Here is a 21012-nt window from a genome sequence, read left to right as displayed (position 1 = left end):
GTCACAGCCGCTGGATGATCGTCCCGGTCGCCAGTCCGCCGCCCGCGCACATCGTCACCAGCGCGAACTCCTTGTCGGTCCGCTCCAGTTCGTGCAGCGCGGTCGTGATGAGCCGCGCCCCCGTCGCACCCACCGGATGCCCCAGGGCGATCGCGCCGCCGTTGACGTTCACCTTCGCCAGGTCCTGGTCGAAGACCTGCGCCCAGCTCAGCACCACCGACGCGAAGGCCTCGTTGATCTCGACGAGGTCGATGTCCTTGAGCGACATCCCGGCCTTCCCCAGCACCGCCTTGGTCGCGTCGATCGGCCCGTCGAGGTGGAAGTGGGGGTCGGAGCCCACCAGCGCCTGGGCGACGATCCGCGCCCGGGGCCGCAGCTTCAGCGCGCGGGCCATCCGCTTCGACGCCCACATGATCGCCGCCGCGCCGTCGCTGATCTGCGAGGAGTTGCCCGCCGTATGGACGGCCGTCGGCATGATCGGTTTCAGCCGGGCCAGCGCCTCCACCGACGTGTCGCGCAGCCCCTCGTCGTGGTCGACGAGCCGCCACATGCCCTGGCCCGCGGCCTGCTCCGCCTCGGTCGTCGGCACCTGGACGGCGAACGTCTCCTTCTTGAACCGTTCCTCGGCCCACGCGGCGGCGGCCCGCTCCTGGGAGAGCAGGCCGAGCGCGTCCACGTTCTCCCGGGTGAGCCCCCGGTGCCGGGCGATCCGCTCCGCCGCCTCGAACTGGTTCGGCAGGTCGACGTTCCACTCCTCCGGGAACGGCTTCCCGGGCCCGTGCTTGGACCCCGACCCGAGCGGCACCCGGGACATGGCCTCGACGCCGCAGCTGATCCCGACGTCGATGACGCCCGCCGAGACCATGTTGGCCACCATGTGCGAGGCCTGCTGCGAGGAGCCGCACTGACAGTCGACGGTCGTCGCGGCCGTCTCGTAGGGCAGGCCCATGGTCAGCCAGGCCGTGCGCGCGGGGTTCATGGACTGTTCGCCGGCGTGGGTCACCGTGCCGCCGACGATCTGTTCGACGCAGTCGGCGGGGATGCCGGTGCGCCCGAGGAGTTCACGGTAGGTCTCGCCCAACAGGTAGGCGGGGTGCAGGTTGGCGAGCGCGCCGCCGCGCCTGCCGATGGGAGTGCGTACGGCTTCGACGATCACGGGTTCCGCGGCCATGGGGGAATCCTCTCGACGGTTACCCGCGCGGCGCGGGGCGTCCCGGCCCGGCCCGCCACGCAGAACTAGTACGCGTTCTAGTTCTCTTGAGCAGTCTGCTGAGCGTGACCGCGCGACCGCAAGGGGCGTGCGGCAATTGAAAAGCCCGTACCCCTTGCCAGTTGTAGAACCCGTTACTACGGTCACCGCAATTCCCTCTATCTGATGCCCCGTCAGGAGTGGCCGATGCCCTGTCCAGCGCTGCCCGACGGGTTCGACTTCACCGACCCCGACCTGCTGCACCACCGTGTCCCTCTCCCGGAGTTCGCCGAACTGCGCCGCACGGAACCGGTCCACTGGATCCCGCAGGCACCCGGCATCGCGGGCTTCGCGGACGAGGGCTACTGGGCCGTCACCCGGCACGCGGACGTCAAGTTCGTCTCCACGCACCCGGAGTTGTTCTCCTCGACGGTCAACACCGCGATCATCCGCTTCAACGAGCACATCGAGCGCGACGCGATCGACGCCCAGCGGCTGATCCTGCTGAACATGGACCCGCCGGAGCACACCCGGGTCCGGCAGATCGTGCAGCGCGTCTTCACCCCGCGGGCGATCCGCGCGCTGGAGGACAACCTGCGCCACCGCGCCCTCAGCATCGCCCGCGAGGCCGTCGCCCAACCCGGCCCCTTCGACTTCGTCACCGAGGTCGCCTGTGAACTGCCCCTCCAGGCCATAGCCGAGCTGATCGGCATCCCGCAGGAGGACCGCATCCGGATCTTCGAGTGGTCGAACCGGATGATCTCGTACGACGACCCGGAGTACGCCATCACCGAGGAGGTCGGCCAGGAGTCGGCGATGGAACTCATCGCGTACGCCATGAACATGGCCGCCGACCGGAAGCAGCGCCCGGCGAAGGACATCGTCAGCACCCTGGTGGCCGCCGAGGACGAGGGGAACCTCACCTCCGACGAGTTCGGCTTCTTCGTGCTGATGCTGGCGGTCGCGGGCAACGAGACGACCCGCAACGCCATCACCCACGGCATGCACGCCTTCCTCACCCACCCCGACCAGTGGGACCTCTACAAGCGCGAACGCCCCGCGACGGCCGCCGAGGAGATCGTCCGCTGGGCCGCCCCGGTCAACTCCTTCCAGCGCACCGCCACCCAGGACATCGAACTCGGCGGCAAGCTGATCAAGCAGGGGGACCGCGTCGGCATCTTCTACGCCTCCGCCAACCACGACCCGGACGTCTTCCCCGACCCCGACACCTTCGACATCACCCGCGACCCCAACCCCCACCTCGGCTTCGGCGGCGGAGGCCCGCACTTCTGCCTCGGCAAGTCCCTGGCCGTCCTGGAGATCAACCTGATCTTCAACGCGATCGCCGACGCGATGCCGGACCTCAGGCTCGCCGGCGAACCCAGCCGGTTGCGCTCCGCCTGGATCAACGGGGTGAAGCACCTCCAGGTGACCACCGGCTGACCACACCGCCCCACCGCACTCGGGTCGACGGCCTCCCGGCGCCGTCGACCCGTCCCGCTGGAGGCAGGGGCGCCATCCCCCTACGCCCCGCCCCTGCCTCCGTCGTCTCCTCCGCCGTCGCGCTGGACGGCCGTCGCGAGGCTGCCGGTCGCTCCCGGTTGCTCGTGCGGTTCCCCGCGCCCCTGACGGGGCGCGGTGGTGCGGGGCCCTGTCAGGAGGTAGGTCAGGCCGAAGCCCGCGCCCACCACCGCCGCGCCGCCCACCGCGTCGAGGATCCAGTGGTTGCCGGTCGCCACGATCGCGAGCGCCGTGAAGAACGGGTGCAGCAGGCCCAGTACCTTCATCCACACCTTGGGCGCGACCAGCGCGATCGTGAGCCCGCACCACAGTGACCAGCCGAAGTGCAGGGACGGCATCGCCGCGTACTGGTTGGCCAGCTCGGTCAGCCTGCCGTAGTCCGGCCTGGAGAAGTCCTGGGCGCCGTGGATGGTGTCGATGATGCCGAGGCCCGGCATCAGACGCGGCGGTGCCAGCGGGTAGAAGAAGAAGCCGACGAGGGCGAGGAGCGTGGTGAGGCCGATGGCCGTGCGGGCCCAGCGGTAGTCGGCGGGGCGGCGCCAGTAGAGGACACCGAGGACGGTCAGCGGGACCACGAAGTGGAACGACGTGTAGTAGAAGTCGAAGAAGCCCCGCAGCCAGCCGATCCCGACCACGGTGTGGTTGAACCAGTGCTCGATGTCCATGAACAGGACCTTCTCGACGGCGAGGATCTGGTTGGCGTGCTCCTCGGCGGCGGCCCGGCTGCCGGTGGCCTCAAGGCGGGTGCGCTGGTAGGCGGCGTAGGTGACGCGGATCAGCAGCAGTTCGAGGAGCAGGTTCGGCCGGGTCGCCACCCGGCGCAGCAGCGGGGCCCGGCGGAACCGGGTCTCCGCCTTCGGGGCGTACCGAGTGGGGGTCGGCGTCCGGTAGAACTCCGAGGTGCGGGACAGGAACGGCACGACGAGCGCGGCGGCGAGCGCGGCCAGCAGGACCACGTTGTCACGCACCGGGTGCAGGACGCCCACGTTCGGCACCATCATCTTCGCGGGCAGCGTCATCAACAGGACGACGGCGAGCGGCCACACGTACCGTGCCGAGGTCTTCTGCCCGACCCGGCCGACCACCGCGAGGAGCACCCACAGCAGCTGGTGCTTCCAGGACGTCGGCGAGACGGCGACCACGACACAGCCCGTGAGGGCGACCGCCAGCAGCAGCTGCCCGTCGCGGGCGTAGTGGATGGCCCGCCGCATGCCGAGTGCGGCGACGGCCGCGGCCAGCGCGAAGAAGACGACGACCTCCAGCGGGCCCTCCAGGCCGAGCCGGAGCAGCACACCGTGCAGGGACTGGTTGGCGAGGTCGTCCGCCCGGCCGCCCAGGCCGACGCCGGCGAGGTGGTGCACCCAGTAGGTGTACGAGTCGTGCGGTAACGCGGCCCAGGCCAGTGCGGTCGCCCCGGCGAAGGTGATCCCGGTGCTCGCGGCGGCGCGCCTGCGGCCGGTGAACCACAGCAGCGGCACGAAGAGCAGCACGGTCGGCTGGAAGGCCGCGGCGAGCCCGACGCAGACCCCGCTGGTGCGCTCGCCCCGGACCACGAAGCAGCCCGCGAGGACGAGCAGGACGGGGAGGATGCTGGTCTGGCCCAGGTACAGCGTGTTGCGCACCGGCAGCGACAGCATCAGCAGGGTGACCGCGACGGGGGCCGCGAGCAACGCCGTACGGCGGTTGACGGGCTGGGGCAGGGCGCGGGCGGCGATCAGGCCGAGGGCGACGACCAGGACGAGGGTGCCGAAGGTCCAGCCCCAGCCGAGCGCCTGTTCGGCCATTCGGGTGAGAGGCTTGAGGGCGAGGCCACCTAAGGGTGTGCCCGTGAACTGTGTGGAGTCGTACAGCGAGCCGTTCACATGCAGGACGCCGCTGGGCCCGACCCAGGTTTCCAGATCCGTGAGCAGCTCGCCTTTGGGCGTGTTCAGCACGACCGCGATCTGCCGCACCGCCAGGATCGCGGCGACCAGCCACAGCAGCGCTCGTGCCGCCCCCAGTCGGCCCGCCGTCGGGCCCGCTCCGGTGGCACCACCCGGTCTGCTCTGCTCCGTCGCCACGCGCTGTCGCCCTCCCGCCCCGTCGACGTCCCCCCGAGAAGGCTCGCACCGTCCCCGTTGTGAGACGCGGGCAACCCCCTCTTCACCCGAGAGTCACCCAACCGTTTTGTCCGAATGACGATAGTGCGCGGAAGGTTGCCCGCACGCCCAAGGGCACGACGTGGATCACAGATGCACATCACGGGCGGGGTTGTGACAGGCCACTGACAAACACCTGGAAGCATGGCCCCGAGCGGGACGGCACGTCAGCGGGGCAGCGGGAGGGCACGGGGGATGAAGGGTTTCGCACGGGGGCGTGCGCGCCCGGCGGAGTGGGCGCACGGGAGGCGCGGGGCGCGCGGACGGCTGATGGTGGTCGTCCTCGCCCTGCTGGGCTTCCAGCTGGCGTCGCTGGTGGCACCGGCGTACGCCTGTGGCTGCGGCGCGATGGTGCCGGACGGCCAACGGAACATGTATGTGAACGGCGAGAGGTCCGTCGTGCGCTGGGACGGACACGAGGAACAGATCGTGATGAGCCTGACGGTCGCCGGTGACGCCCGGACGGCCGCCTGGATCATGCCGGTGCCGAACCGGGCGACGGTGAAGCTCGGCGACGCGGCCGTCTTCGACCAGCTCGACCGGGAGACCGCGCCCGAGTACGAGAAGCGGGAGTACTTCTGGCCGCGCTCCGGCGACTGGCCGTTCGACATGTTCGAGAGCGACGGCATGGCAGGGGACGCCGCACCCCAGGACCCGCGGTCCTCGGTGGACGTCGTCGGCCGCGAACGGCTCGGCCCGTTCGACGTGGCCCGGCTGACCGCCACCGACTCCGGCGCCCTCGGCGACTGGCTCGACGAGAACGGCTTCGCGCTCCCGGACCGCCTGGACACGGCACTGAAGCCGTACGTCCGGCAGAAGTGGGAGTACGTGGCGATCCGGCTGGCCCCGGAGGACACCACCGCCGGCCTGCCGCTCTCCGGCACCCTCGACCCGCTCCACCTCACCTTCACCAGTGACGAGCTTGTCTACCCGATGCGCCTGTCCCGCCTCGCCACCACCCCGCAGACCCTCGACCTGTACGTTCTCGCCGAGCACCGCATGGAGCCCGGCTCCGCGATCGGCGGGGACGAGCCGAAGGTGACGTTCGCCGGACGCCTCGGCGCGCCCGTCGGCGCGCTCGGCGACCTCACCGGGGGCGGTACGGACTTCCTCACCGCCGTCGAGCAGAGCTTCCCGCAGCCGGGGCGGATCTCCGGCGATCACACGCTGCGGCAGGCCGCGGCCGACGACACCTATCGAAAGGTCATCTACGTGGACGAGATGCAGACCCTGTGGGGCATGCCCGAGTGGCTGGTGTGGTTCGGCATCGGCATCGCCGCGCTGGCGATCAAGGCGGTGGCCGTCGCGATCGTGCTCATGCGCAACGCGAAGCGGCAACTGCCGCCCCTACCGCCGCCGGGCGCGGCTTTCCCGCCGCAGGGCGCCTACCCGCCCGGTGCCTACCCGCCCGGCGCCCCCGGCGCGTACCCACCGGGAACACCGGGTGCGTACCAGCCCGGACCGCCCGCCGCGCCGGCCGACCCGAAGTCCGGACCGATCGGCTGACAACACACCCTGGAACCGCTGACAGAGGGCCTGCCTCGCGCCTATATTCATTAGCGCACCTACTTAGCCGATCTAAGTAACTGCTGGTCAAAATAACTACTGGTCTGAGTAACTGTTCCAATGAAAGGCGCGGGAGGCACAGCTTCATGAGCGAGTCAGGGACCTGGGACGATGTCGACGCCTACTTCACCACCCACCTCGCCCCGAACGACGAGGCCCTGGAGGCGGCGCTGCGCGACAACGAGGCGGCCGGACTCCCGGCCATCGACGTCGCCGCCAACCAGGGCAAGTTCCTCCATCTCCTCGCCCTGATCCAGGGCGCCCGCCGCATCCTGGAGATCGGCACCCTCGGCGGCTACAGCACCATCTGGCTGGCCCGGGCGCTCCCCGCCGAGGGCCGGCTGATCTCCCTGGAGTACAGCGACCGGCACGCGGAGGTCGCCTGTCGCAACATCGCGCGCGCCGGGCTCGACGGCATCGTCGAGGTACGGGTCGGCCCCGCCCTGGAGTCGCTGCCCAAGCTGACCGACGAGAACCCCGAGCCGTTCGACCTGGTCTTCATCGACGCGGACAAGGCCAACAACCCGCACTACGTGGAGTGGGCCCTGAAGCTCACCCGGGCCGGCAGCGTCATCGTCGTCGACAACGTCGTACGCGGCGGCCGGGTCGCCGACGCCGGCAGCACCGAGCCGGACGTCCGCGGCACCCGGGCCGCCATCGAACTGATCGCCGCGCACCCGAAGCTGAGCGGCACGGCGATCCAGACGGTGGGCACCAAGGGGTACGACGGCTTCGCGCTGGCCCGGGTACTGGACTGACCGGGGGCGGCGGGGCGCGGTTCCCGTCAGGCCTCGTGGTAGAAGCCCACGTTGACGCTACGGGGGCTCGTGCGGTCGTAGATGACGAGTTCGCCCGAGCTGCCGTGCGGGAGCTTCGCCGTGCCGCCGTACGGGAGCGGTGAGGGCTGGTGGTTGAGCAGGGTCAGCCGCACCTCGGAGGAGGGGTCGGCGTGCGAGCCGCGCAGCCAGGTGACCTGCCAGCTCCCGTCGGGGGCGCACAGGAACTCCAGGTGCACGCGGGAGACGAAGAGCCAGTCGTCGGGTGTCGCGAGCCTGCACACCGCCCGATCGCGGCCCACCCGGAGCACGCCGCCCGGCTCGCTGGGCGCGTCGGCCATCTGCATGCCGGCCGTCGCCCCGGCGTCCGCCTCGGAGACCGAGGCCATGGTGAGTTCGAGCACGTACCGCTCCTAACGGGTCAAACTCCAATTGTCGCTGCGCACGGCGCGTTTGACGCGCCGCCGCCGCATGATAATTCGCCGGATCGTCCTGCTGTGCGGGCTCCGGCACAATGGACGCATGACCGAGCGAAAGCCCCCCGGTGTCAGCTTCGAGTCCTTCGTCGACAAACAGATCCGCGACGCGGAGGCGCGCGGCGACTTCAAGGCCCTCCCCGGCGTGGGCCGACCCCTGCGGGACGACGACACGAGCTACGACGAACTCTGGTGGATCAAGCGGAAGATGGCCCGCGAGGGCATGTCCGTCCTGCCACCGACGCTCGCCCTGCGCAAGGAGGCGGAAGACGCCCTCGCGACCGCCGCCGAGGCCCCTTCCGAACGCGTCGTCCGCAAGATCATCACCGAGATCAACACCAAGATCCGAGAAATGATGTTCAAGCCCCCACCGGGCCCCCCGCTGGGCCTGAAGCCCTACGACGTGGAAGAGGTCGTACGGGAATGGGCCGCGCGCCGCGCGGGTGAGCAGGACGCCCGGTAGCCCGGGGGATTCCGCCATACGGCGCCTGCGGCCCGTCGGCGGCTGATCGCACAGCTCCGCCCAGACATGAAACCGCGCCCCGGGGCACGACCCGGGGCGCGGTCTCGTCGGGTGCCGCTGTCGGCGTCAGAGCCGAAGCAGCCGTTCGGTCAGCTCCCGGTAGTCGCGAAGGGCGAGGCGGAGCTGCTCGGTGTCGGTGGCGGACGCGCGGTCGTCGGTGGCGCTCGTCTGCCAGGAGGTACGGAGGGTGCGGCGCCGCTGCGTCATCGCGTCGGTGAAGCGGGCGGTGACCTCTTCGAGAACGTGATCCGCCTCCTCGACGGCGGACCGGGGCTCGTCGACGAACTCGCCGACCGCGTGCCGCAACCTCGACGTCAGCTTGTCGCACTCGTCGTGGGGCAGGAGAAGGGATCCGGCGGAGTGGGAGCCGCCCGGGCCGGAGGCCTTGGCGCGGTCCTCGCCGCGTCCCCGGCCGGGCTCATCGGCGACGCCCATCGTCCTGCCTTCGGTACGACCCTCGGTACGGCTGTCCGTGCGGCCGTCCATACGGCTGTCCGTGCGGCCGCCTGTACGGCCCGCCGTGGTGTCGTGGCCCGCGACGAGCGGGGACCCGGTACCTCCGGAGCCGGCCGGGTCCGTCGCCCGCGTGCCCGGCGAGATCCCGTCGCCCTTCACACCCTCACGCCTCGGGTCCGCGTCCCGCGCCTCGCGCGCGCCGCGCTCCCGGATGCTGTCGCCCCTGGTCACGTCGTCAGTCATCCCCCTCAACTCCCCTTCGCGTGGCGCCTGGTGGGCACCCATGGCAGATGGGACCGGTGACGGCCGGCGGCCGTACCGTCGCGCTCGTCGCGTCGCGCCGTGCCGTCGTGGGCCGGGTTCTCGCGCCCGGCGGTACCGTCGCGGTCCGCCCGCGCGTCCCGGCGGTCCGGTGTCACCAGGTCCTCGAACAGGGCGCGGGCGTCGATCATGGCCTCGCGCAACTCCTCGGTACCTGTGCCGGGACCGGCACCGTTGCCCGCGTGGCGCTGGGCGCTGTCGCCGGTGGTGTGCGCCGCGAGGTGCACCCGGCGGTAGCCGTGGACGTGGTGGGCGTGGTGGACGGAGAGCGCCTCCAGTTGGGTCTCGTAGTGGCCGCCGTCCGGGAAGCCGCGTGCTCCGGCCACCTCGGAGAGCAGCCGGTCCGCCTCGGAGACCGCCTCACGGGGCGAGTCGACGAAGCGCTCCTGGGCGGCCGCCCAGCGGGACTCGTAGCGTTCGCGCTCCGCGCTCGGCAGCGGCCGCTTCTCCATCGAGCCGTGCCGCTTCACCCGCTCCGTGAGTTCCCGGGCGGCAGCCCGCTCGTCGCCGTCATAGCGGGTCACGGTCCGGTCGTACTCGGGTCCGAAACGCCGTTTCAGCGATCCGCCGCCACCCGTACCCCTGCGGGCGCGCTGGGCCAGGACGGCCGCCACAACGATCACGACCGCCACGATCACGATCAAAGCGATGATCAAGCCTGTGGACATGAGTGCCTTCCAGAGTCCTCGGCCCGGGCGTCTCGCCCCATCGGGCCGTTTCGCACCGGGTTGCCCGAACCCGTTCGTTCAAACGGCAAGTGCACGGAAGAAGGACGCCGGGAGGCTGACGATGGGAGACGGACGACGGACGACGGACCAACCGCGTAAATCGTTTGCGGGCCACCCGCCCCCGCTCCCGACAATGACCGCCATGACCCGTATGACCCACGAGAGCCGCGAGAGCCACACGACCCCCACGACCAGCGTCTGGTCCGTGGACGAGGAGCCCTACGACTCCCCCCTCGCCACCGCCCTGTGGCGGGCGTACTACACCGAGGTCAGCGACCGCTGGTATCTGCTGCACGAGGGACACGCCACGGACCCGGAGGAGCTGGAGCGGGAGGTCGCCGCGGACACCGGGGAGTATCTGGCACCGCCGGGCGGGACGCTGCTGGTGGCGCGGTACGGGGGCGTACCCGTCGGCACCGCCGGGGTACGGCTGATGGACGCCACGACGGCCGAGCTGAAGCGGGTCTTCGTGCTGACGGAGGCACGCGGCAAGGGCGGTGCCGCGCTCCTGGTGACGGCGGCCGAGGACGCGGCCCGCGCACTCGGCGCCGAGCGGATCGTCCTCGACACCCGCGGCGACCTGGTGGAGGCCCGCGCGCTCTACGCCCTGCTCGGTTACGAGGAGAGCGCCCCGCACAACGACGACGAGTACGCCGACCACTGGTTCACGAAGAGACTGGCGTAGACGTAGACGTGGGAGCCGTAGGGGGCGTGGGCGGAGTGGGCGGCGGCGTACCGGACTTCGTCGTGGCCTGCGGCCGTCGGGTGATCGCTCCGCCGTCGTGCGGGCGTTCCGCGTCCGAGCCGCACAGCTCGTCGTTGAGTTCCTCGACGAGACGCACGAGGTCGGTGGGGCGGTCGGGGCCCCACCAGTCGCCGAGGAGTTCGGCGAGGGAGTCCTCACGGGCCTTGGCCAGCTTGTCGGCGGCCTCGTGGCCGGTGTCGGTGAGGACGAGGTCGATGCCGTCGCGGCGGGCAAGGCGGCGCCCCTCCACCTGCCGGGTCGCGGCCATGATCATGTCGAGCGGAACGGTGCTGCGTTCCGCGAGCACGGCGGGTTCGGTCCAGCCGTACCGCCGGATCCGCAGCAGCAACCAGCTCGATGCGGGCAGCAGGTCGTAGCCGGCCCGTGCGGTGATCGTCCGGTAGACCTCGCGGCGGCCCTCCCTCGACCCGAGTACCGACAGCGCCCGGCACACCTCGTCGTACGACGACCGTTCGACCGGATTGCTGGCGAGCGTCTCCGTGGCGTCGGGCGCCGTCACGGAGGCCCGCAGCGGGTCCTCGCGCAGGAACCAGGCGAGGACGAAGCCGAGGAGGGCGACCGGGGCCGCGTAGACGAAGACGTCGGTGATGGAGGAGGCGTACGCGTCGAGGACGGACGGGCGCAGCGAGGCCGGGAGTTCGGCGATCTCGCGCGGGTCGGCCTTCAGCCCGTCCACGCTCACGCCGGACGGGAGCCGGGCCCCTTCGAGCGCGTCGGTGAGCTTGTCGCCGAGGTGCCCGGCGAAGACCGTGCCGAAGACGGCCACGCCGAACGAGGCGCCGATGGACCGGAAGAAGGTCGCGCCGGAGGTGGCGACACCGAGGTCCTCGTACGGGACGGCGTTCTGCACGACGAGGACGAGGACCTGCATGACGAGGCCGAGGCCGAGGCCGAAGACCAAGAGGTAGGCGCTCATCTCGCCGTCGCTGCTGTCCGCGTCGAGCTGGTGCAGGAGCAGCAGGCCGAGCGTGGTGACCCCCGTACCGGCGACGGGGAACATCTTCCAGCGGCCCGTACGGCTGACGATCTGCCCGGAGACCGTCGAGGACAGCAGCAGCCCGAACACCATCGGCAGCATGTGCACACCCGACATGGTCGGCGACACACCGTGCACGACCTGCAGGAACGTCGGCAGATAGGTCATCGCGCCGAACATCGCGAAGCCGACGACGAAGCTGATCACGGCAGAGAGGGTGAACGTGTGGACACGGAACAGCTTGAGGGGCAGGACGGGTTCGGCGGCCCGCCGCTCGACGGCCACGAAGGCGACGACGAGCAGCACGGCCAGGACGGAGAGGCCGATGATCTGCGGCGAGTTCCAGTCCCAGGTGGTGCCGCCGAGGGAGGCGACCAGGACCAGACAGGTGGCCACGGAGGCGATGAGGAAGGTGCCGAGGTAGTCGATGACATGCCGCTCGGCCTTGCGCGGGATGCGCAGCACGGCGGCGATGACGAGCAACGCCACCGCTCCGACGGGCAGGTTGACGTAGAACACCCAACGCCAGCTCAGATGCTCGGTGAACAGCCCGCCGAGCAGCGGCCCGAGCACGCTCGTCGCGCCGAAGACCGCGCCGAACAGCCCCTGGTAGCGCCCTCGTTCACGCGGCGGGACGAGGTCCCCGACGATGGCCATCGACAGCACCATCAGCCCGCCGCCGCCGAGCCCCTGCAGGGCCCGGAACCCGATCAACTGGGGCATGTTCTGTGCCGCTCCGCACAGCGCCGACCCGATGAGAAAAATCACGATCGCCGTCTGGAACAGCCTCTTCCGACCGTACTGGTCGCCGAGCTTCCCCCACAGCGGTGTCGCCGCCGTCGCGGCCAGCATGTACGCCGTGACCACCCACGACAGGTGCTCCAGTCCACCGAGGTCGCTCACGATCGTCGGCAGCGCCGTCGAGACGATGGTCTGGTCGAGCGCCGCCAGCAGCATGCCCAGCAGGAGGGCCCCGATGGAGACCATCACACCACCGGGCACCCCTTCGGCGACGGGCACACCGTGGCCACGGGAGCCGTGCGGGGGCTCGTGTCCGGCGGTGGCGCCGGAGTCGTCGTCGCTGGTCGGGGTGGCGGCACCGGCGGCGTTCGCGGGCTCCTTGCCACCGTCGGCGGCGTTCGTGGGCTCGCCGCCACCGTCGGCGGTGGCGTGGCCGGTGTCGTCGGTCATGCAGACCTCCCGAGGGCCTCGTACAGCGTCCCCAGTTTCCTCTTTCTCCGTGTCCAGTCCATCGTGGTCGGTGTGACCGGTTATGGCCTGTCGAGCCGTACCGGAACCTGTGATTCCCGGGGCGCCTGGGAGATTCTGTGAGGACCGTTTGCTTAAACTCTGGAGTCTTCGCGGGGAGGAACGACACGTGAGTGAACCGACCAGTCACATATGCCCGGAATGCTTCACACCCCGGGCCTCGGACGGCTCGCCGTCCTGCGCGTGCGGCCGCCGCGCGTCCGAGGCCCTTCTGGAAACCCGCACGGCCGAGGCGGCGGCCGCGGAGGACTTCGACCCCCTCCGGATACGCCCATACGTGGAACTGGGCGACGAGGACGACGGGCCGGGCGGAACCTGGCCGGGCGGGCCGGGTCCCGGTCGGGCTTCGACGATCGCCATGCCGGTGACCACGGCAGCGACGAGTACGCCGAGTACCCCGAGCGCCACTTCGACCCGGGCGCTGTTCTCGACACCGGCGCCGACCACGCCGTACGCGTCGCCGACCGCTTCCGTCGCCTCTTCCGGCCCATCCGGCCCCTCCACATCCCTCGACTCCCCCGCCTCCCCGTCGGCGGCGGGGGAGTCCGTACATCGACGCCCTCGGCGTCGCCGCCGTACGGGGCTCGTCGTCGCCCTCGCCGGGACCGCCGCCGCGGGGGTGATGGCTGCAGCCGGGTTCGCGAGCGGCCTGTTCTCGTACGACACCCCCGAGCGTGACCGTGCGCTGCCGGACGACCTGCGGGCGAGCGCGCCGGACACGTCGCCGGACGGGGAGGCCTCGCCGGTGGAGCCGTCCGGGAAGGGCGGGGGCCGGGCACCCGCGCCGGCGCCGCCGGGCGGTGGCGGGGGCGCGGGTGCCCCGAGCCCCACGAAGAGCCCGTCCCCTTCTCCGTCGCCATCGGAGGCGTCCGGCTCGCCCTCGCCGTCCGTCTCGGCCGGCCCGACGCAGAGCTCGCCCGGCGCCAGCGCCTCCACCGGCTCGTCGGCCGCAGGCGCGGACGAGTCGGACGACAGCCGGCTCGTGGTTCCCAAGACGCTCCGCCTCGGCGACGACGACCCCGAGGTCACCGAACTCCAGCTCCGGTTGCGCCAGTTGGGCATCTACAACGGCGACATCGACGAGAGCTACGACAGCCAGGTCGAACAGGCCGTCCTCGTCTACCAGAGCAGCCGCGGCATCACGAAGGACCAGGACGAGCAGGGCGTCTACGGCCTGGTCACCCGGGAGCGACTGGAGTCCGAGACGAAGAGGCCGTGACCGGCGGGACCGACCCGACCAACAGGACCGACGGGGGCTGGGCACGGCCGACACGGGCTGTAGCCGGGCGCGAGGGCTGTAGCCGGGTGGCAGGGGCCGCGCACGGCTGATGCGGGTCGGCCGGCGTGCCCTCGTCCCGTGTGATGCAGGATGAAGCCATGAGTATCGTCAAGATCAATGTCCTCACGGTCCCTGCCGAGCAGCGCGAGGTGCTGGAGAAGCGGTTCGCTTCCCGTGCCGGGGTGGTCGAGAGTTCCGACGGCTTCGAGTGGTTCGAGCTGCTGCGCCCCGTCGACGGCACCGACAAGTACCTCGTCTACACCCGCTGGCGCGACGAGGTCGCCTTCCAGGCATGGATGGAGGGCCCCATGAAGCAGGCCCACCAGGGCGGCGGCGACCGCCCCAAGCCGGCCGCCTCCGACTCGAACGTCTGGACCTTCGAGGTGCTCCAGCAGACGGGCCCGAAGACCGGGTCCTGACGACCACCGGCACCAGCACCCGCTTCGCCCCGCCCGACGGCTACGGAACCGGCCCCCGGGCGGGGCGAAGTGGTCCCGTAAGTACCCACCTTTTTGTGGGTACTTGGCGGACGGCAGCCGTCAGGCGACCCTTGTGGTGAGGGAGCGGCCGGAGAGCCGCGTGACACCGACCACGGGACGGAAGACGAACGCGATGGCGACGGCAATGACGATCACGATGACGATGACGTGAGGGTTCACGAGGCGGGTCGGGACGCGATCTCGTGCTCGGCCTCACCCTCGGCCCCGGTCAGCGTGTCCAGGCGTCGGTGCCCCCAGTCCGACAAGGGTCCCAGCGCCTCGGAGAGTTCGCGGCCGAACGGGGTCAAGGAGTACACGGTCTTCAGCGGCAGCACGTCGTGCACCTCCCGGTGCACGAGCCTGTCGGTCTCCATCTCGCGGAGCGCCTGAGTCAGAACCTTCTCGCTGAGGCCCGGCAGCATCCGGCGCAGCTCGCCCGGGCGGTGCGGGCCGGACTCCAGCATCCAGAGCAGCGACGTCTTCCACTTTCCCTCGATCACTGCGATCGCCGCGGTCACCCCGCAGACATTCGTGTCCTGGGCACGCTTGCGCGACATCCCCGTTCCCCCTCGCCCTGTTCATCCTGTTCGTCGCGAATCGACAACGGACCAATTTTCCACAGGAGTTACTGAGTCATGCCCGCACACACCGAACAGCCCACCACTACCGCCGCCGGCACCGCCACTGACACAACCACCCCCACCGTCACCGTACTCGGCCTGGGTCCGATGGGCCGTGCCCTCGCCGGCGCGTTCCTGGACGCCGGGCTGCGGACCACGGTCTGGAACCGTACGCCGGGCCGGGACGGGGAGTTGGCCGCGCGGGGTGCGATCGGCGCCGGGTCGGCCGAGGAGGCGGTGGCCGCGAGCACGCTGACCGTGGTCTGCGTGGTGAACTACGACGCCTCGGACGCGGTACTGCGAAGCCCGGAGGTCACCGAGGCGCTCAAGGGCCGCACAGTGGTCAACCTGACCGCCGACACCCCGGGCCGGGCCCGCTCCACCGCCGCGTGGGCGGCCGAGCACGGCGTCGACTACCTCGACGGGGCGATCATGACGCCGACGCCGACCATCGGCACCCCGGACGGCGTCTTCCTCTACAGCGGCTCCGAGGACCTCTACAACGCCCACCGGCCCGTGCTGGTCGCGTTGGGCGGCACCCACACCCATCTCGGCGAGGACATCGGCCGGGCGGCGACGTTCGACATCGCGCTGCTCGACCTCTTCTGGACCTCGATCGCCGGCTACACCCATGCCCTGGCGCTGGCCCGTGCGGAGGGGGTGAGCGCGCGGGAGCTGACCCCGTTCGCCCAGGGGATCGCCGCGATCCTTCCGCCTCTGTTCGAGGCGGGTGCGGAAGAGGTCGACAGCGGCAGGCACTCCGGCGAGGGCAACCCGCTCACCTCGGCCGTGTCGACCATGGCCCACATCGTCGAGGTCTCCGAGTCCCACGGCATCGACGCGAGCGTCATGCGGTCGGCCGAAGGCTTCGCCCGCCGCGCGATCGCCCGGGGCCAAGGCACCGACGGCTTCACCAGGCTGACGGACGTCCTCGACCGCCACTAGCCCATCCCGCCGATGGTCCGGTGCGGGGGTGGGGGAAGCGGCGCCGTCCGGTGCGGGGGAAGCGGCACCGGCCGCACCGACCGGCTGCCCCATCCCTGGCATGCGGCACCAATCCCACCGGACCCACCGCCCGGAAAGACGGCACAAGCCTCAGCCGACCGACGTCCGGGAGACGGCACAAGCCTCAGCGAACCGGCCGTCCGGGAAACGGCACAGATCCCCCGTGACCAGCCCACCCGGAAGACGACACAAGCCCCCATGACCAGCCGGCCGGGGAGACGGCATTCCCGCCGTCTCCCCGTCAGCCGCTCACGTGCAGCCGGATCGTTCCGTCCCCGGCCACCTCGACCCGCACCGCCGTCAGGTCGGGAACCACCACGTCCGGACCGTAGGACCGGGCCCGCTCCCCGATCCCCACAACCCGCATCCCCGCCGCGCGCCCCGCCTCGATCCCCGCCTCGGAGTCCTCGAAGACAACGCAGTCCTCCGGCGGGACGCCCAGTTCGGCGGCCCCCTTCAGGAAGCCCTCGGGGTCCGGCTTGCTCGCGCCGACCGACTCGGCGGTGACGCGCAGCTCGGGCAGCGCCAGCCCGGCCGCGGCCATCCGGGCCGTGGACAGCGCGACGTCCGCCGAGGTCACGAGGGCGTGCGGCACACCGCCGACGACGAGGGACGCGAGGAACTCCGGCGCGCCGGGTATCGGGACGACGCCGTCCACGTCGGCGGTCTCCTCGGCCAGCATCCGCGCGTTGTCCGCGAGGTTCTGCTCCATGGGCCGATCGGGCAGAAGGACGGCCATCGTGGCGTACCCCTGGCGGCCGTGCACCACCTTCATGATCTCGGCGCCGTCCAGCCCGTGCCGTTCCGCCCAGCGCCGCCAGACGCGTTCCACGGCGGCGTCCGAGTTGACGAGGGTGCCGTCCATGTCCAGCAGGAGGGCGCGGGCGGTCAGAACGGTGGTGGCCGTCATCAGCAGCTCCAAGGCGCGAAAAAAGGGGGCCGCGAACGGTCGGACCCGGCGAGGCGGCCCGCAGGGACAAGGCGGCCCCGCCCACCGGTCAGGGAATGCGGGCGGGAGCCACTTTGTTTCTCTACGGTACAAAACAAAAAGGGTTCCCGCCACCCCCACACTCATCCCGCCACGGCCTCCCACAGACTCCACACACCGAGCCCCGCCATCAGCACGGCGGCGACCTGCGTGATCAGCTTCAGCGGCACCCGCTTCATCAGCGCCTTGCCGCCGACGATGCCGAGCCCCGCCACGGCCCACAGCGCGAGGACCGCGCCGAGCCCGACGGACAGCGGATCGTCGTACCGGGCCGCGAGGTTCGCCGTCATGATCTGCGTCAGGTCCCCGAACTCGGCGACCAGGATGAGCATGAAACCCGTCCCCGAGACCTTCCAGAAGCTCTGGTTCCCGGGCCGCCGAACCTCCGCGTCGTCATCGGCCCCGCCCTTCGTCATGAGCAGCACCGCCGCGCCGCCCAGGAACAGCGCGCCCGTCAGCGCGTGCACGATCTGCTGCGGCAGGAGCGTGAGGACACTGCCCGCCGCCACCGCGAGCGCGACGTGCACGGCGAACGCGGCGGCGACACCGGCGAAGACGTACGAGGCGCGGTAGCGGGTGCCGAGGACGAGACCGGCGAGCGCGGTCTTGTCGGGTAGTTCGGCAAGGAAGACGACGCCGAAGACGAGCGCCGTGACGCTGAAGCTGATCAAGTTTCCTCAATCGGTCGGGCCACCCCACCGAGAGAAATCATCCGCTGACGCGACACCTCGGCACGGCAGCACACGGATCGTCCGCGCCGGACGGCACGGACGGATGAGCCCGTACCGAACGGCACGGGCGGTGCACTGCTTGCCGAAGGTCTCGCTGGCCGGTCCCGACCAACAGGACCTGCCTCCGGGCGCCGGCTCAGACGAGCTGAGCAGTATGTCGACGGTCCGGCGAAGAGCTACTCCCCTTCTGCGGGGTCCATGGTACGCCGGAGGCGTTACGGGGCGACCGGTGGGGCTGTCGGGCGTCGCGAGCGAAGGAGGCTTCTCGCGCGGTTCCCCGCGCCCCTGAGAAGCAGGGGCCGCGCCCCGCGCTTCTCGACCCGCAGGCCGTCGCCTTCCAGGCCGAGGTAGCCGTTGTCTCGACCCACAGCCGGCACACAGGCCGCACTCATCTGGGGCACTCCGACCGCACAATCACGACCGCAACCCTTGCCGTGTCATGCGCACGTCACTAGCTTCTCACCAGACGCACATCCGCCGGTAACACGGCGGCGCGACCCTTCAATCGCTCGCGCCCCCACACTCCGCCCGACGTCCCCAGCCTCACAAGGAGTTCACATGCGCAGGTTCTACGCGCGTCGACGAGTCAGCATACTCGCGGCGCTCAGCGGATTGATAGCCTCCGTCGCGATCTTCAACGCTCCCACCGCCTCCGCCGCGCTGCCCACCCCGGTCAGCGCCGCCACCGCCCGCTCCTACCTGGCCACCCTCACCGTCGCGACAGAGGACCGCACCGGGTACGACCGGGACCTGTTCAACCACTGGATCACCATCAGCGGCACCTGCAACACCCGCGAGACGGTCCTCAAGCGCGACGGTACGAACGTCGTCACCAGCTCCGCCTGCGCCGCCACCAGCGGCAGCTGGTTCTCCCCGTACGACGGCGCCACCTGGACCGCCGCCTCCGACCTCGACATCGACCACCTGGTGCCGCTGGCCGAGGCCTGGGACTCCGGCGCCGACGGCTGGACCAGCACCCAGCGCCAGAACTTCGCCAACGACCTCACCCGCCCGCAGCTCATCGCCGTCACGGACAACGTGAACCAGTCGAAGAGCGACCAGGACCCGGCCGAGTGGATGCCCTCGGTGACGTCGTACCGCTGCACGTACGTCCGCGCCTGGGTCCAGGTGAAGTACTACTACGACCTCTCCGTCGACTCCGCCGAGAAGAGCGCCCTCACCAGCTACCTGGCGAGCTGCTGAACCGCCTGCCCGGCGAACGCTGAAGCACGCCGGCCGCCGAACGCAGCAGACTGCTGAACCCGGCCGACAAAGTGGTCCAGGACCTCCCCGTTCCCCTCCGTCGTTCCGTACCGTACGGGGCGACGGAGGGAAGGTGATCGCGATGACCGGGCTACGCCTGGGACCACTGCTTCGCTATGTGGACGGCTCGACCGCGACCGTATGGATCGAGGCGAGCCGTCCGTGCGTAGCCGAGGTGCGGTGCGCCGGCGGCGGGCGCGGGGAGGCCCGCACCTTCCAGGTCGCCGGCCACCACTACGCGCTGGTCCCGGTGACGGGCCTCGCACCGGGCACGGCCTCGGCGTACGAGGTCCTGCTCGACGGCACGCAGGTGTGGCCCCTGCCCGACTCCTCCCACCCGCCCTCCGAGATCCGCACCCCCGCCGAGGGCGACACCGTCCGGGTCGCGTTCGGCTCCTGCCGCTGGGCCGCGCCGCCCGCCGGCGAGCCGGATCCGGTGGGCCCCGACGCCCTGGACACCCTGGCGGCCCGGCTGGCCGCCGAGCCGGGGGCCGAGCGCCCCGACGTACTCCTCCTCCTGGGCGACCAGGTGTACGCGGACGAGACCTCCAAGGCCACCCGCCGCTGGCTCGCCGCCCGCCGGGACCTGGCGGACCCGCCGGGGGAGCAGGTGGCGGACTACGAGGAGTACACCCACCTCTACTACGAGTCCTGGCTCGACCCCGAGATCCGCTGGCTGCTCTCCACGGTCCCCAGCTGCATGATCTTCGACGACCACGACGTCATCGACGACTGGAACACCAGCGAGGCCTGGCTCACCGGCATGCGGGCCACCCCCTGGTGGCGCGAGCGCATCCTGAGCGGCCTGATGTCCTACTGGGTGTACCAGCACCTCGGCAACCTCTCCCCCGCCGAGCTGGCCGCCGACCCGGTCCACGCCGCCGTACGCGCCGTCCCGGACGGTACGGACGCGCTGCGCGCCCACGCCGCCGCGGCCGACCAGGACCCGGCGTCGGTCCGCTGGAGCTACCGCCGGGACTTCGGGCGCGTACGCGTGCTGATGCTCGACAGCCGGGGCGCGCGCGTCCTCGACGAGCGGAACCGCTCGATGCTGGACCCGGGCGAGGCGGAGTGGCTGCGCACCCAGGCACTGGACGCGCGCGGCTCGTACGACCATCTCCTCATCGGCACCTCCCTGCCCTGGCTCCTGCCCCACCTCGTGCACGACGCCGAGTCGTGGAGCGCCGCCCTGTGCCGGGGCGAGCGCGGGGAACGCTGGGCGCGGTTCGGGGAGAAGCTGCGTCAGGGCGCCGATCTGGAGCACTGGGCGGCCTTCCCCGCCTCCTTCGAGGACCTGACCCGGCTGATCGCCGAGGCGGGCTCGGGCGCCGACGCCCCGGCGACCGTACTGGTGCTCTCCGGGGACGTGCACCACGCGTACGTCGCCGAACCGTCGTGGCCGAAGGTCGCCCCCGATGGCGGTGCGGGCCACCCGGGAGCCCCCGACGCCCGCGTACTCCAGCTCACCTGCTCCCCCGTGCACAACTCCATCCCGCTCTCGATAAAGCTCGGTTTCCGCTTCGGCTGGAGCGGGACGGGGCGAGCGCTCGGCCGGTGGTTCGGGCGGCACGGGCGGGGTGCGCGGCCGTCGATCGACTGGCGCCGGACGGACGGCCCCTGGTTCGGCAACCACCTCATGACGCTGACGCTGCACGGCCGTTCGGCACGGCTGCGGCTGGACCGCGCCCGGGCCCGGAAGGGCGGCAAGGGAGAGCTGGAAACAGGAATGGATTCGGCACTCACCCCTTGATCCACTTAATCCACCCATTGCGCATGGTTGTTGCCCCCGTCGCCCCGGTGACCCTGCGCCCCTCCGTGACCCCTGTGACCCCTGTTGTCCGAGATGCTCGTGAGGCATTTCACACCTGGCGCACCTGCGGGGTTTCAGAGCTCTGTTCCCGTGACGGACGGCGGCATGATGAGGCGGACCGTCCGCTTCTCG

General features: G+C 71.1%; 20 protein-coding genes. 10 read left to right on the top strand and 10 right to left on the bottom strand.

The window, feature by feature from the left end; genetic code table 11:
- Position 1: 1 nt before the first annotated feature.
- A complete protein-coding gene (locus OG622_RS35200) occupies positions 2–1171 on the bottom strand; it encodes a steroid 3-ketoacyl-CoA thiolase (protein ID WP_371580666.1) in 1170 nt (389 codons plus the stop codon).
- A 225-nt stretch (positions 1172–1396) separates the two neighbouring features.
- Between OG622_RS35200 and OG622_RS35195 the strand changes: the two genes are divergently transcribed.
- Positions 1397–2632, top strand: coding sequence for a cytochrome P450 (locus tag OG622_RS35195; protein WP_371580665.1), 1236 nt, complete (start codon positions 1397–1399; stop codon positions 2630–2632).
- An 80-nt stretch (positions 2633–2712) separates the two neighbouring features.
- Here OG622_RS35195 and OG622_RS35190 read toward each other — a convergent pair whose 3' ends face one another.
- Positions 2713–4770, bottom strand: a complete 2058-nt coding sequence (locus tag OG622_RS35190; RefSeq protein WP_371580664.1) for a bifunctional glycosyltransferase 87/phosphatase PAP2 family protein — start codon at positions 4768–4770, stop codon at positions 2713–2715.
- 273 nt (positions 4771–5043) lie between these two features.
- Here OG622_RS35190 and OG622_RS35185 point away from each other — a divergent pair, with 273 nt between their 5' ends.
- Both OG622_RS35185 and OG622_RS35180 read left to right on the top strand, forming a co-directional pair.
- Positions 5044–6354: a DUF2330 domain-containing protein gene (locus OG622_RS35185; protein ID WP_371580663.1), complete on the top strand. Its 1311-nt coding sequence runs from the start codon at positions 5044–5046 to the stop codon at positions 6352–6354.
- A 146-nt stretch (positions 6355–6500) separates the two neighbouring features.
- Positions 6501–7172 carry an O-methyltransferase gene (locus tag OG622_RS35180; RefSeq protein ID WP_371580662.1) on the top strand — a complete coding sequence of 224 codons (672 nt, stop codon included), beginning with the start codon at positions 6501–6503 and terminating at the stop codon, positions 7170–7172.
- A gap of 26 nt (positions 7173–7198) precedes the next feature.
- On the opposite strand, the gene OG622_RS35175 is transcribed toward OG622_RS35180, so the two are convergent.
- A complete protein-coding gene (locus OG622_RS35175; RefSeq protein WP_371580661.1) occupies positions 7199–7594 on the bottom strand; it encodes a hypothetical protein in 396 nt (131 codons plus the stop codon).
- Between the two features lie 118 nt (positions 7595–7712).
- On the opposite strand from OG622_RS35175, the gene OG622_RS35170 reads away from it, so the two are divergent.
- Complete coding sequence (locus OG622_RS35170) at positions 7713–8129, top strand: DUF1992 domain-containing protein (protein ID WP_371580660.1); 417 nt, start codon at positions 7713–7715, stop codon at positions 8127–8129.
- A gap of 126 nt (positions 8130–8255) precedes the next feature.
- Here OG622_RS35170 and OG622_RS35165 read toward each other — a convergent pair whose 3' ends face one another.
- Both OG622_RS35165 and OG622_RS35160 read right to left on the bottom strand, forming a co-directional pair.
- A complete protein-coding gene (locus OG622_RS35165) occupies positions 8256–8888 on the bottom strand; it encodes a hypothetical protein (protein ID WP_371580659.1) in 633 nt (210 codons plus the stop codon).
- A gap of 5 nt (positions 8889–8893) precedes the next feature.
- Positions 8894–9634: a hypothetical protein gene (locus OG622_RS35160; protein WP_371580658.1), complete on the bottom strand. Its 741-nt coding sequence runs from the start codon at positions 9632–9634 to the stop codon at positions 8894–8896.
- 211 nt (positions 9635–9845) lie between these two features.
- On the opposite strand from OG622_RS35160, the gene OG622_RS35155 reads away from it, so the two are divergent.
- Positions 9846–10379: a GNAT family N-acetyltransferase gene (locus tag OG622_RS35155; RefSeq protein ID WP_371584318.1), complete on the top strand. Its 534-nt coding sequence runs from the start codon at positions 9846–9848 to the stop codon at positions 10377–10379.
- Here OG622_RS35155 and OG622_RS35150 read toward each other — a convergent pair.
- On the bottom strand, positions 10360–12423 hold the full coding sequence (locus tag OG622_RS35150; protein WP_371584317.1) for an MDR family MFS transporter: 2064 nt from the start codon (positions 12421–12423) through the stop codon (positions 10360–10362). The two genes, OG622_RS35155 and OG622_RS35150, sit on opposite strands and share 20 nt — an antisense overlap.
- A gap of 408 nt (positions 12424–12831) precedes the next feature.
- Entirely contained in the window at positions 12832–13698 is an 867-nt protein-coding gene (locus OG622_RS35145) for a hypothetical protein (RefSeq protein ID WP_371580657.1), read from the bottom strand.
- Between OG622_RS35145 and OG622_RS35140 the strand changes: the two genes are divergently transcribed.
- Positions 13688–13924 (top strand): peptidoglycan-binding protein, encoded by a 237-nt coding sequence (locus tag OG622_RS35140; protein ID WP_371580656.1) that lies wholly within the window; start codon positions 13688–13690, stop codon positions 13922–13924. The genes OG622_RS35145 and OG622_RS35140 overlap by 11 nt on opposite strands.
- 158 nt (positions 13925–14082) lie before the next feature.
- A complete protein-coding gene (locus OG622_RS35135) occupies positions 14083–14403 on the top strand; it encodes an antibiotic biosynthesis monooxygenase (RefSeq protein ID WP_371580655.1) in 321 nt (106 codons plus the stop codon).
- Positions 14404–14639: 236 nt separating this feature from the next.
- Here the strand turns inward: OG622_RS35135 and OG622_RS35130 are convergent, their stop codons facing one another.
- The gene (locus OG622_RS35130) at positions 14640–15020 is read right to left on the bottom strand and encodes a winged helix-turn-helix transcriptional regulator (RefSeq protein ID WP_371580654.1); all 381 of its coding nucleotides are present in this window, start codon (positions 15018–15020) and stop codon (positions 14640–14642) included.
- 78 nt (positions 15021–15098) lie between these two features.
- On the opposite strand from OG622_RS35130, the gene OG622_RS35125 reads away from it, so the two are divergent.
- A complete protein-coding gene (locus OG622_RS35125; protein WP_371580653.1) occupies positions 15099–16028 on the top strand; it encodes an NAD(P)-dependent oxidoreductase in 930 nt (309 codons plus the stop codon).
- A 301-nt stretch (positions 16029–16329) separates the two neighbouring features.
- Here the strand turns inward: OG622_RS35125 and OG622_RS35120 are convergent, their stop codons facing one another.
- Together OG622_RS35120 and OG622_RS35115 are read right to left on the bottom strand one after the other, a co-directional pair.
- Entirely contained in the window at positions 16330–16998 is a 669-nt protein-coding gene (locus tag OG622_RS35120) for an HAD family hydrolase (protein WP_371580652.1), read from the bottom strand.
- Between the two features lie 161 nt (positions 16999–17159).
- Positions 17160–17747, bottom strand: coding sequence for a TMEM165/GDT1 family protein (locus tag OG622_RS35115; protein WP_371580651.1), 588 nt, complete (start codon positions 17745–17747; stop codon positions 17160–17162).
- A gap of 618 nt (positions 17748–18365) precedes the next feature.
- Between OG622_RS35115 and OG622_RS35110 the strand changes: the two genes are divergently transcribed.
- Both OG622_RS35110 and OG622_RS35105 read left to right on the top strand, forming a co-directional pair.
- The gene (locus tag OG622_RS35110; RefSeq protein WP_371580650.1) at positions 18366–19010 is read left to right on the top strand and encodes an HNH endonuclease family protein; all 645 of its coding nucleotides are present in this window, start codon (positions 18366–18368) and stop codon (positions 19008–19010) included.
- A gap of 142 nt (positions 19011–19152) precedes the next feature.
- The gene (locus OG622_RS35105; protein WP_371580649.1) at positions 19153–20820 is read left to right on the top strand and encodes an alkaline phosphatase D family protein; all 1668 of its coding nucleotides are present in this window, start codon (positions 19153–19155) and stop codon (positions 20818–20820) included.
- Positions 20821–21012 lie beyond the last annotated feature (192 nt).

Source organism: Streptomyces sp. NBC_01314 (assembly GCF_041435215.1).
In the GTDB taxonomy this organism is placed as follows: Bacteria; Actinomycetota; Actinomycetes; order Streptomycetales; family Streptomycetaceae; genus Streptomyces.
This window is presented reverse-complemented; position numbering and strand designations above follow the sequence as displayed.

Bases quoted from the DNA above. Each gene is read 5' to 3' on its own strand.
- OG622_RS35200 (WP_371580666.1), bottom strand. From the start codon at position 1,171: ATGGCCGCGGAACCCGTGATCGTCGAAGCCGTACGCACTCCCATCGGC.
- OG622_RS35195 (WP_371580665.1), top strand. From the start codon at position 1,397: ATGCCCTGTCCAGCGCTGCCCGACGGGTTCGACTTCACCGACCCCGAC.
- OG622_RS35185 (WP_371580663.1), top strand. From the start codon at position 5,044: ATGAAGGGTTTCGCACGGGGGCGTGCGCGCCCGGCGGAGTGGGCGCAC.
- OG622_RS35180 (WP_371580662.1), top strand. From the start codon at position 6,501: ATGAGCGAGTCAGGGACCTGGGACGATGTCGACGCCTACTTCACCACC.
- OG622_RS35170 (WP_371580660.1), top strand. From the start codon at position 7,713: ATGACCGAGCGAAAGCCCCCCGGTGTCAGCTTCGAGTCCTTCGTCGAC.
- OG622_RS35165 (WP_371580659.1), bottom strand. From the start codon at position 8,888: ATGACTGACGACGTGACCAGGGGCGACAGCATCCGGGAGCGCGGCGCG.
- OG622_RS35160 (WP_371580658.1), bottom strand. From the start codon at position 9,634: ATGTCCACAGGCTTGATCATCGCTTTGATCGTGATCGTGGCGGTCGTG.
- OG622_RS35155 (WP_371584318.1), top strand. From the start codon at position 9,846: ATGACCCACGAGAGCCGCGAGAGCCACACGACCCCCACGACCAGCGTC.
- OG622_RS35150 (WP_371584317.1), bottom strand. From the start codon at position 12,423: ATGGTCTCCATCGGGGCCCTCCTGCTGGGCATGCTGCTGGCGGCGCTC.
- OG622_RS35135 (WP_371580655.1), top strand. From the start codon at position 14,083: ATGAGTATCGTCAAGATCAATGTCCTCACGGTCCCTGCCGAGCAGCGC.
- OG622_RS35130 (WP_371580654.1), bottom strand. From the start codon at position 15,020: ATGTCGCGCAAGCGTGCCCAGGACACGAATGTCTGCGGGGTGACCGCG.
- OG622_RS35125 (WP_371580653.1), top strand. From the start codon at position 15,099: ATGCCCGCACACACCGAACAGCCCACCACTACCGCCGCCGGCACCGCC.
- OG622_RS35120 (WP_371580652.1), bottom strand. From the start codon at position 16,998: ATGACGGCCACCACCGTTCTGACCGCCCGCGCCCTCCTGCTGGACATG.
- OG622_RS35110 (WP_371580650.1), top strand. From the start codon at position 18,366: ATGCGCAGGTTCTACGCGCGTCGACGAGTCAGCATACTCGCGGCGCTC.
- OG622_RS35105 (WP_371580649.1), top strand. From the start codon at position 19,153: ATGACCGGGCTACGCCTGGGACCACTGCTTCGCTATGTGGACGGCTCG.